Source organism: uncultured Stenotrophomonas sp., assembly GCF_963519925.1.
GTDB lineage: Bacteria > Pseudomonadota > Gammaproteobacteria > Xanthomonadales > Xanthomonadaceae > Stenotrophomonas > Stenotrophomonas maltophilia_AE.
In genome coordinates this window covers 1-8924 of sequence record NZ_CAUQPH010000140.1, presented here as the reverse complement: position 1 = coordinate 8924, position 8924 = coordinate 1, and the positions used below count along the sequence as shown (strand labels likewise).

General features: G+C 67.4%; 12 protein-coding genes. 6 read left to right on the top strand and 6 right to left on the bottom strand.

From position 1 onward, the window contains the following. The first annotated feature begins 153 nt into the window (after nt 1–153). Nucleotides 154–789, top strand: coding sequence for a glutathione S-transferase family protein (locus RWO33_RS17140; RefSeq protein ID WP_314106370.1), 636 nt, complete (start codon nt 154–156; stop codon nt 787–789). 27 nt (nt 790–816) lie between these two features. Here the strand turns inward: RWO33_RS17140 and RWO33_RS17135 are convergent, their stop codons facing one another. Then, nucleotides 817–1974, bottom strand: a complete 1158-nt coding sequence (locus tag RWO33_RS17135; protein WP_314106369.1) for a phospholipase A — start codon at nt 1972–1974, stop codon at nt 817–819. A gap of 134 nt (nt 1975–2108) precedes the next feature. Beyond that, entirely contained in the window at nt 2109–2594 is a 486-nt protein-coding gene (locus tag RWO33_RS17130; protein ID WP_145480237.1) for a DUF456 domain-containing protein, read from the bottom strand. Nucleotides 2595–2830: 236 nt separating this feature from the next. Here RWO33_RS17130 and RWO33_RS17125 point away from each other — a divergent pair, with 236 nt between their 5' ends. Beyond that, nucleotides 2831–3040, top strand: a complete 210-nt coding sequence (locus RWO33_RS17125; protein ID WP_314106367.1) for a cold-shock protein — start codon at nt 2831–2833, stop codon at nt 3038–3040. A gap of 84 nt (nt 3041–3124) precedes the next feature. Here RWO33_RS17125 and RWO33_RS17120 read toward each other — a convergent pair whose 3' ends face one another. Then, nucleotides 3125–3619, bottom strand: coding sequence for a glycine zipper 2TM domain-containing protein (locus tag RWO33_RS17120; RefSeq protein WP_314106365.1), 495 nt, complete (start codon nt 3617–3619; stop codon nt 3125–3127). A gap of 119 nt (nt 3620–3738) precedes the next feature. Further along, on the bottom strand, nt 3739–4176 hold the full coding sequence (locus RWO33_RS17115) for a cytochrome c (RefSeq protein WP_145480243.1): 438 nt from the start codon (nt 4174–4176) through the stop codon (nt 3739–3741). A gap of 93 nt (nt 4177–4269) precedes the next feature. Here RWO33_RS17115 and RWO33_RS17110 point away from each other — a divergent pair, with 93 nt between their 5' ends. Continuing rightward, complete coding sequence (locus tag RWO33_RS17110; protein ID WP_314106363.1) at nt 4270–5061, top strand: tRNA threonylcarbamoyladenosine dehydratase; 792 nt, start codon at nt 4270–4272, stop codon at nt 5059–5061. A gap of 59 nt (nt 5062–5120) precedes the next feature. Here RWO33_RS17110 and RWO33_RS17105 read toward each other — a convergent pair whose 3' ends face one another. After that, entirely contained in the window at nt 5121–5885 is a 765-nt protein-coding gene (locus RWO33_RS17105; RefSeq protein ID WP_314106362.1) for a TatD family hydrolase, read from the bottom strand. Then, entirely contained in the window at nt 5882–6103 is a 222-nt protein-coding gene (locus RWO33_RS17100) for a DUF6116 family protein (RefSeq protein ID WP_314106361.1), read from the bottom strand. Before RWO33_RS17100 ends, RWO33_RS17105 begins: the two co-directional genes overlap by 4 nt. A 161-nt stretch (nt 6104–6264) precedes the next feature. Here RWO33_RS17100 and RWO33_RS17095 point away from each other — a divergent pair, with 161 nt between their 5' ends. From RWO33_RS17095 to RWO33_RS17085, 3 genes are all read left to right on the top strand, one after another. Next, entirely contained in the window at nt 6265–7089 is an 825-nt protein-coding gene (locus RWO33_RS17095) for a glycine zipper 2TM domain-containing protein (protein WP_145480251.1), read from the top strand. Between the two features lie 96 nt (nt 7090–7185). Further along, nucleotides 7186–7728: a GNAT family N-acetyltransferase gene (locus RWO33_RS17090; RefSeq protein ID WP_145480253.1), complete on the top strand. Its 543-nt coding sequence runs from the start codon at nt 7186–7188 to the stop codon at nt 7726–7728. An 89-nt stretch (nt 7729–7817) separates the two neighbouring features. Then, nucleotides 7818–8924: thiamine pyrophosphate-dependent enzyme (locus RWO33_RS17085; protein ID WP_314106360.1), on the top strand; the 1107-nt coding region annotated here is incomplete at its 3' end.

The following is an 8924-nucleotide window of genomic DNA, read 5'->3' as shown; positions in this document are numbered from 1 at the left end:
CACTCCCCCGGGGGTTGGGGCGGCCGGCCCCCACTGCGGTGCGGGCCGGGCGTGGGCCGCCCTTGGGTTGGGGGGGGGCCGGCCAACGGCCGGCGCTACTGGCGTGCGGTTCGGCGATAATCCGGACCTGCTTTCCACACAGGTATCGCGCCGATGACAACGACCTTGTATGGCTCCGCCAGCACCGCCTCGCTGGTCGTGCACTGGCTGCTTATCGAACTGGAAATCGAGCATGAGCTGGTCCTGCTCGATTTCGACACGCGCCAACAGAAGTCCGCCGACTACCTGGCGTTGAACCCGGCCGGGCGTGTGCCGACGCTGGTGATCGACGGCCAGGTCCTCACCGAAGCGGCGGCCATCGCGCTGCACCTGGCCGATCTGCATCCGCAGGCGGGGCTGTTGCCGGCGCCGGGCACGGAAGCGCGCGCACAGGCCTATCGCTGGATGTTCTGGTGCGCCAACACCCTGCAGCCGGCGTACCGTGCGTGGTTCTATGCCGATGAAGTAGCCGGTGCATCGAACGTCGACGCGGTGCGCGACAGTGCGCGGCAACAGCTGGAAGCGGGGTGGGCGCGCTTCGCCGGACACCTGCAGCAGTGCGGCCCGTACGTGCTGGGCGACCGTGTCAGCGTGGTGGATTTCATGCTGGTGATGCTGATGCGCTGGTCGCGCAACATGCCGGTGCCCAGCGATACCTGGCCGGAACTCAAGGCCTACGCCGAGCGTCTGAAAGCACGCCCGGCGTTCGCCGAGGTCTACCGCCGCGAAGGCATCACCGACTGGACGTGACAGCCACGCAGGGCGTGGCGCTACCGGTCAATACCACTCCAGCAGGGACACGCCCACGCCCACGTAGGTGGCCTTGTGGTTGTAGTCGATCATGCTCTCGCCGTAGCCGTCGAAGACCTGCACGTGGCCGCGCAGCAGGTTGCTGATCGGGAAGCCGTAATCCAGCTGCAGCGCGCCGTGCGAACGGTCGCCGCCGCGCAGCGAATGCCGCGCCATCAGCGACACCTCGTGGCCGTTGCGGTTCCAGGTCAGGGTGGCGTCGCCGCGGCCCATGTAATCCTCGATGTCCGGGTTGTTGTCGTCTTCGCGGTCTTCCGGCAGCCGGTACCACGGCCGCAGCACCAGCGCCCAGTTTTCACGGTCCAGGCCGATGGTGGCGATCACCCGGTTCCAGCTGCGCGACAACGGGTCGGCGCGGCCGTTGGAAACGTGGGTGAGGCTGAGCCCGCTCATGCGCCCGCGCCAGCCGCCGATCGAGTAGCCGTTGCGGAACATCATCATGATTTCCGGTTCGTAATTGGTCTCGCGGAACGGGCGCGAATTGTCGGCGTTGTAGGCCTGCCAGCGCGAGCTCTGGGTATAACCGGCCCAGATGTCGCCGTTGTCGCCGAACACGTTCTCCCAGACCTTGGTCTTGAAGCTCAGCTGGAACTTCAGCTCGTTGCTGTCCAGCTGCTGCGGCGTGGTCACCGTGTTGTCGGGGTTGGGCGACTGCGGGGTCTGGTTCTTGTCGCTGGTCCAGAACGCCGGCAGCAGGTAGACCGGCTTGTAGGCGCGCAGCTGGAACGCACCCAGCTTGGAGTCCTGCGCCAGTTCCCAGCGGCTGTCCAGCAGCGAGCCCTTGCCGGCGTTGGCCAGCGCCGCTTCATGCCCATCGTTCTTGAACACTTCGCCCAGGCGCTGCTTGACCCGCTCCGTGGCCGGTGCGTCGGGGGTGCGCGCGGCCTGCCGCTCTTCGCGACGTTCCTGTTTGGCCGCGACTGCCGCTGCGTCCGCGGCCTGGGTGGTTTCCGCGGTCGGCCGGAACACCTTGTCGTAGCAGGCCAGGCGCGCCGCGTCCGTGCCCACCAGGGCGCAGGCCTCGGGCGTGGCCGGGGTCGGCGACAATTCCTGGGCGGCCAGCGGCAGGCTGGCGGTGGCCAGGGCCAGGGCGGAGAACAGGGCCGAACGGGGGCGGTGGGTCATGGGGGCGGGCCGGTAAAGGGAAGGAACCGGAACAGTGTGGCTGCTGCCCCGGATTCCCGCCAGCGCGACTCGGCTGGGGGATGAGCGCGTTTATGCAGGTGTCCCCTGTGCGCGGGACGTGAAGCCGATCGCGCTCAGAAGAACCAGGCGAAGGCGAAGATCCCCAGCATCGCGATCACCAGCGCCAGCTTGAGCGCGAACCCGAGCAGGATCCCCAGCCAAGTAGCCAGCCCCACCTTGGTCGAGCGCCCCAGTTCGCGGGTATGCCAGTACTCGCCCAGCAGGGCGCCCGCCAGCGGACCGGCAAACAGGCCGATGGGCATGAAGAACAGCCCGACGATGCTGCCGATGAAGGTGCCCCACAACGCCTTGCGGCTGGCGCCGACGCGTTTGGCGCCGACCAGCGTGGCGATCACGTCCACCGCGAAGGACGCCAGGGTCAACAGCCCGAGCACGGTCAGCGGTACCCAGCCCACATGCACGAAGCCATCGCCCCAGGCAGCCACCAGCAATCCCGCGAAGACGAGCGGAATCCCTGGCAGCGCAGGCAGCACGATCCCGGCGATCCCGATCAGGACCAGGACAACGGCGAGAACGTAAAAGATGAATGAAGAGTCCATGCGGCCAAGTATGGCAAAGGAAATGGGGTTGACATATCGGAATTAAGGCAGTTGCTTTTTCATTTTGCCCGGGTTAAGTTGCAGTCGCTGAGCTTGGCAAGGTCACCGTGGATCGTGGCCTGATGATGGTAGATCCTCAAGATCCGCTCCATCGATGCACCTCGCTTCCCCCTTGCTGTCAGCCGCCCGCAAAGGCGTATCCAACGACAAAGCAGAGATACCAGGGAGTAAGTGAGATGGCTGATCGTGAGAGCGGTACCGTGAAGTGGTTCAATGATGCCAAGGGCTTTGGTTTCATCAGCCGCGCCAACGGCGAAGACGTGTTCGTGCACTTCCGCGCCATTGAAACCCAGGGTTTCAAGAGCCTGAGGGAAGGGCAGGCGGTGAGCTTCGAAGTGGTGCAGGGCCAGAAGGGCCTGCAGGCCGACAAGGTCCAGCCGGCCTGATCCAGGTGACCAGAACCGGCGCCTGACAACGAAGAAGGCCCGCGAAAGCGGGCCTTCTTTCTTGCCTGTGCCGGCGTCGCTGGCTCAGCGGATGACCACTCGGCCGTTGACCACGCGCACGTAAGTGTTTTCGCGGATCCCGCCCAGGTCGCGCTGGTTGACCACCACGGTGCGGCCGTCGTCCATGCGCACGGTGATGTCGAAGGTGTCGCTGGTGACGTTCTTCTGGATCTGGTTGCCGGCCAGTGCGCCACCCACCGCGCCTGCGGCCGCGGCGATGTTCTGGTTGCCCTTGCTGCCGCCGGTGTGGTCGGAGATTTCATGCCCGGCCACCGCGCCGACCAGGCCGCCCAGGATCGCGCCGGTCGCGCTCGGTGCGGTGCGGCCGGAAGCCACCTGGTTGATCCGGGTCACGATGCCGCAGTCGGCGCAGCGGTTGGTGTTGTAGTTGCCACCGTTGTTGTAGCCGCTGTTGTTGTAACCGTTGTTGTAGCCGCCACCGCCGTACCCGGGCGAGGTGGCGCAGCCAGCCAGTGCGACGGTGGCAACGGCGGCTGCAGCAATGAGTTGGATCTTCATGGTGGTTCTCCTGGCCAGAAGGGGTGGTCGAATGCGTCTGGGGCGCATGGCGCAGATCCTGTCCTGTGCTGCGTGAACAGGGCGCCAATCCAGTCCTCACTTCGTGGCTGGCAGATGAATCAACGGAAATCCTGATGGCAGGCCTTGCAGTCGGCCTGGATCTTTTCCACCAGCGTGCCCATTGCCGCGCAGTCGGTCGGCGGGGCGGCGAGCGCGGTGTTGAGGGTCGCGCGCAGGCCGCTGGCATGCTGCTGGAACTGCGCGTTGTCGCGCAGGTCCGGGAAGGCCAGGTCCAGGTCGTTGGACAGCGAGCGCAGTGTCTGCAGGCGCGGCACGCTGTCGGCCAGGCTGCAGCGGTTCTGTGCCTGCGCGTCGCCGAGCAGGGCGACCTGGCGCTGCATCACCTGCATCAGGCTGCCGGGGAACGGATCCTGCCGCGCCTGGATCGCGCGCGACACCATCACCGTGGCGACCAGGCCCACGACCAGGCCCAGCCCGGCAACGAACAGATAGCGGTAGGCCGCGGACGGACGGCGGGTCGGGGCAGGCGTGTTCATCGCGGTGGCTTCCTTGTGGGTGGCTCGCTGCATCCTACCCGCGCCGCGCGGCGGGCGTACATGCCGGGCACCGGGCCGTCTAAAATGGCGGCCATGAACGACGTATTGCGCGAACGCTTTGCCGGCATCGACCGGTTGTATGGAGTGGGCACCGTTGACCAGCTGTCGCGCCGCCGGGTGGCGGTGGTCGGCATGGGCGGGGTCGGCTCGTGGGTGGTGGAAGCGCTGGCGCGCACGGCGGTGGGGCACCTGACCCTGATCGACGCCGACGATATCTGCGTCTCCAACACCAACCGCCAGCTGCCGGCCCTGGCCGGGCACTACGGGCGCAACAAGGCCGAGGCGATGGCCGAACGCTGCCGCGCGATCAACCCGGACATCGAGGTCGATGCGATTGCGTCGTTCCTGACCGTCTCGAACATGGAGGCGCTGCTGGACCGCGGCTTCGACCTGGTGATCGACGCCTGCGACAGTTTCCGGGTCAAGGTGGAAACCATCGCGTGGTGTCGCCGTCGCAAGCTGCCGATCCTGACCGTGGGCGCTGCCGGCGGCCGTACCGACCCCACCCTGGTCCGCATCCGCGACGTGTCGCGGACCGAGCACGACGCGATGCTGGCGTTGATCCGCAAGAAACTGCGCAGCGACTTCAACTTCCCGAAGAATGCCTCGCGCTATTTCGGGGTGCCGGCGGTGTATTCGCTGGAGAACGTGAAATACCCGCAGGCCGATGGCAGCGTGTGCGGCGTGCGCCCGCAGCTGGGTGCCGATGCCGCACTGAAGCTGGATTGCGGTGCCGGCCTGGGCGCGGCCACGCACATCACCGGCGCGTTTGCGTTCGCGGCGGTAGGCAAGGCGTTGGAGATGCTGCTGAAGAAGAAGCCGTAGAGCCACGCCCTGCGTGGCTGCTCTTCGCCGTATACCCCGCAGCCACGCAGGGCGAGGCTCTACCGCAGGCCGAACAGCCTGCGTGCGTTTGCCGTGGTCTGCTCTGCAATCGCCTCGACCGGCTCGCCGCGCAGCCGCGCCACGGTTTCTGCAATCACCGTCAATCGCGCCGGCTCGTTGCGCTCGCCGCGGATGCCGGCGTCCGGCTGGTCCGGGGCGTCGGTTTCCAGCAGCAGCTGCTCCAATGGCAGCTGTGCCACCAGTCGCCGCAGGCGCTGCGCGCGGTCATAGGTCAGCGGCCCGCCCAGGCCGACCAGGAAACCCAGCTTGTGCAGCTGCGCGGCCTGTTCCGGACTGCCCGGGAAACTGTGGATCACTCCGCGCAGGCCGCCCACCTGTTTGATTGCGGCAATCACCGCATCCACCGCGCGCCGCGCATGCACGATCACCGGCAGGTCGAACGCGCGGGCGATCCGCAGTTGCCCGTCGAAATAGAACTGCTGCTGGTCGGCATCCAGGCCATCGACGAAGAAATCCAGTCCACATTCGCCCACCGCGCAGGGACGCTCGCGGGCGATCCATTCGCGCAGCTGGTCCAGGTGCTCCGGCCGGTGCTGGTCGAGGAACATGGGGTGCAGCCCATAGGCCGGGTACAGCCCCTCGGCAAGCCGCGCGCTGTCGCGCAGCTTGGGCCAGCTGGCGGCGGTCACCGCCGGCAGCACCTGCGCATGCACGCCCACGGCCTGCGCGCGCGCGATGACCTGCGCACGATCGTGGTCGAATTCGTCGGCGTCCAGGTGGCAGTGGCTGTCGAACAGGTTCACGCGTCGCGCTGGTCCAGGCGCGGGGGCAGGGTGTCGCTGCGGCGTTTCCAGTTGGCCAGCAGCAGGGTGCCCAGCCCGAACAGGATTTCATCCACGAACGGGATCGGGTCTGGAATGAACAAGGTCACCGCAAACAGCGCGGCGGTGACCTTGAACAGCGTGGGGTAGCGCAGTCCGCGCGCCCACTTCATGACTGGCAGCAGCAGGGGACCGGGCATCGCACTCTCCTCGACAGATGATGTAAACGCTATCACGAGCCCTGCGACGACAGAACCTGAATGGGTAGGTGAGGTGTATGCGTCATGTGGAGATTCTGTTCAGGGAGTGCATGCTGGAATCCGCATCAAGAACGTTGCGGATCGTCCGCAGGGAGTCGGTTATGAAAAGCACAACTACTACTGTCCTGGTCGCTGCGGGCGCCCTGCTGGTGGGTGGCATCGCCACCGCCGCCTTCATGAAAAGCGGTAACCCTGCCGACCCGGTTACTGCCGCGCAGACCCGCCCGAACCTCGACACGACGCCGCTCGCCGATGACGGTGCGCTCACCGACAACGTCGCCGTGGACAAGGCCGGTCGCCTGGAATACGCCGACGTGGTCAAGGTCGATCCACTGACCCAGAAGGAAAAGGCCTACGCCACCGTGATCGGCACCGAGCCGGTGCGCGAAACCTCGACCACCCAGACCCCGCATGAAGTCTGCGAGGACGTGGTGGTGCAGGAGCGCCTGCCCGAGCGCGACGGCAACGTCGGCGGCACCGTGGCCGGTGCGGTCATTGGTGGCCTGCTCGGCAACCAGGTCGGCGGTGGCAACGGCCGCAAGGCGGCCACCGCGGCCGGCGCCGTGGCCGGTGGCATGATCGGCAACCAGGTCGACAAGCGCCACGTCGGCGGCCGCGTGGTCAACCGTACCGAGCGCCAGTGCCACACTGAAACGGCCACCTCCGAGTCGACCAAGGTCACCGGCTACAACGTGACCTACCGCAACGAAGATGGCACCACCGGCACCATGCGCATGGCCAGCAAGCCGGGCAACCGCATCGCCATGGGCACCACCAATGCGGTGACCGGTTACAACGTGACCTACCGCTACGATGGCGTCGAAAAGACCGTCAAGATGGCCAACAAGCCGGCCAGCGACCGCCTGCCGGTGGTGGATGGCCAGCTGGTCACCCAGACCGCCGCGCTGGATACCAACCAGCAGTAGCGCCGGGCTCTGCCCGGCAACCCTGGAAAGGCCGGCATCTTGCCGGCCTTTTCCGTTCTGCGAGAATCGGTCCCGGCTTACCCACGGGACACCCGCATGAGCATCTTCGACCTGCGCCTGGAAACCGACCGGCTGATCCTGCGCCCGCCGCGCGCGGAGGACTTCGACGCCTTCCTCGCGTTCTGCACCGATCCGCAGGTGATGCAGCACCTGGGCGGGGTGCAGGCCCCGTCCCAGGCCTGGCGCAGTTTCAGCTGCCTGGCGGGCAGCTGGCATCTGTATGGCTTCTCGATGTTCTCGGTGATCGAGAAAAGCACGGGCGACTGGGTGGGCCGCATGGGGCCGTGGCAGCCGCTGGACTGGCCGGGGACCGAAGTCGGCTGGAGCATCCGCCACGCCAGCTGGGGCAGGGGCTACGCACCGGAGGCCGCGGTGGCCGCCATCGACTGGGCGTTCGACACGCTGGGGTGGGACGAGGTGATCCACACCATCGACGCGGCGAACGAAAACTCCAAGGTCGTCGCGCGCAAACTTGGCAGCCGCCTGCTGCGGATCGGCGAGCTGCCGCCGCCGCACGACGGCAAGCCGATCGAAATCTGGGGGCAGTCGCGGCAGCAATGGAGGGCCCGGGCGGGCTAGCCAGGTTTTGTGCACCTGCGCTTGGCAAGCAGCGCCGGTTGCGGCGATGCTCGGCGCGGTCGTCCGTTCGGCTCTGCTGGAGGGTGTGCATGGTTGCCGTGGTTCCCGATCCGATTCCCGCGCGCATGAAGTCCCTGAACCGGGCCGAGATCTGCGACGTCAACGTCATCGAGTTCGTCCGCCAGTGGCACGGCGAGCCGCGCGCGCGGCCGGCACCGGATGCGCCGATCGTTCCCGGCAGCAGCCTGGACGCGCAAGGCTTCGACGCGCTGCTCGACTCACAGCTGGCCAGCCGCCACCTGGACCTGATGGCGCGCGTGCTGCGGGTGCAGAACAAGGTCTTCTACACCATCGGCTCGTCCGGCCATGAGGGCAATGCGCTGGTGGCGCGGCTGGCACGGCATACCGATCCGGCGTTCCTGCACTACCGCTCCGGCGCGTTCATGGCCGAGCGCTTCCGCCAGCTGCCGGGCATGGATCCGGTCATGGACGCGGCGCTGTCGTTCGCGGCCAGTCGCGACGACCCGGCCAGCGGCGGTCGGCACAAGGTGTGGGGCAGCAAGCCGCTGTGGGTGCTGCCGCAGACCTCCACCATCGCCTCGCACCTGCCCAAGGCGCTGGGCACGGCGCTGGCGATCGAAACCGCGCGGCGCATCGGCCACCGCCTGCCCATTCCGGACGACAGCGTGGTGATCTGCTCGTTCGGCGACGCCTCGGCCAACCACGCCACCGCACAGACCGCGTTCAACACCGCCGCCTGGGCGGCCTACCAGCGGCTGCCGGCACCAGTGCTGTTCGTGTGCGAGGACAACGGCATCGGCATTTCGGTGAAGACCCCCGATGGCTGGATCGCCGACAGCTTCAGCCATCGTCCGGGCCTGGACTACTTCTTCGCCGATGGCCTGGACCTGGCCAGTGGCCACGGGCAGGTCCAGCGCGCGCTGGAGCATTGCCGCCGCACCCGGCGCCCGACGTTCCTGCACCTGCGCACCACGCGCCTGATGGGCCACGCCGGTACCGATTTCGAGATCGAGTGGCGGCCGCTGGCGGAACTGTGCGCGGCAGAGGCGGCCGACCCGCTGCTGCGTTCGGCGCAGATCGCGCTGGAATCGGGCTGGCTGACCGCAGCGCAGCTGCTCGAGCGTTACGAGGCCATGCGCGCGCGCTGCTTTGCCGCCGCCGAGGCGGCCGACCAG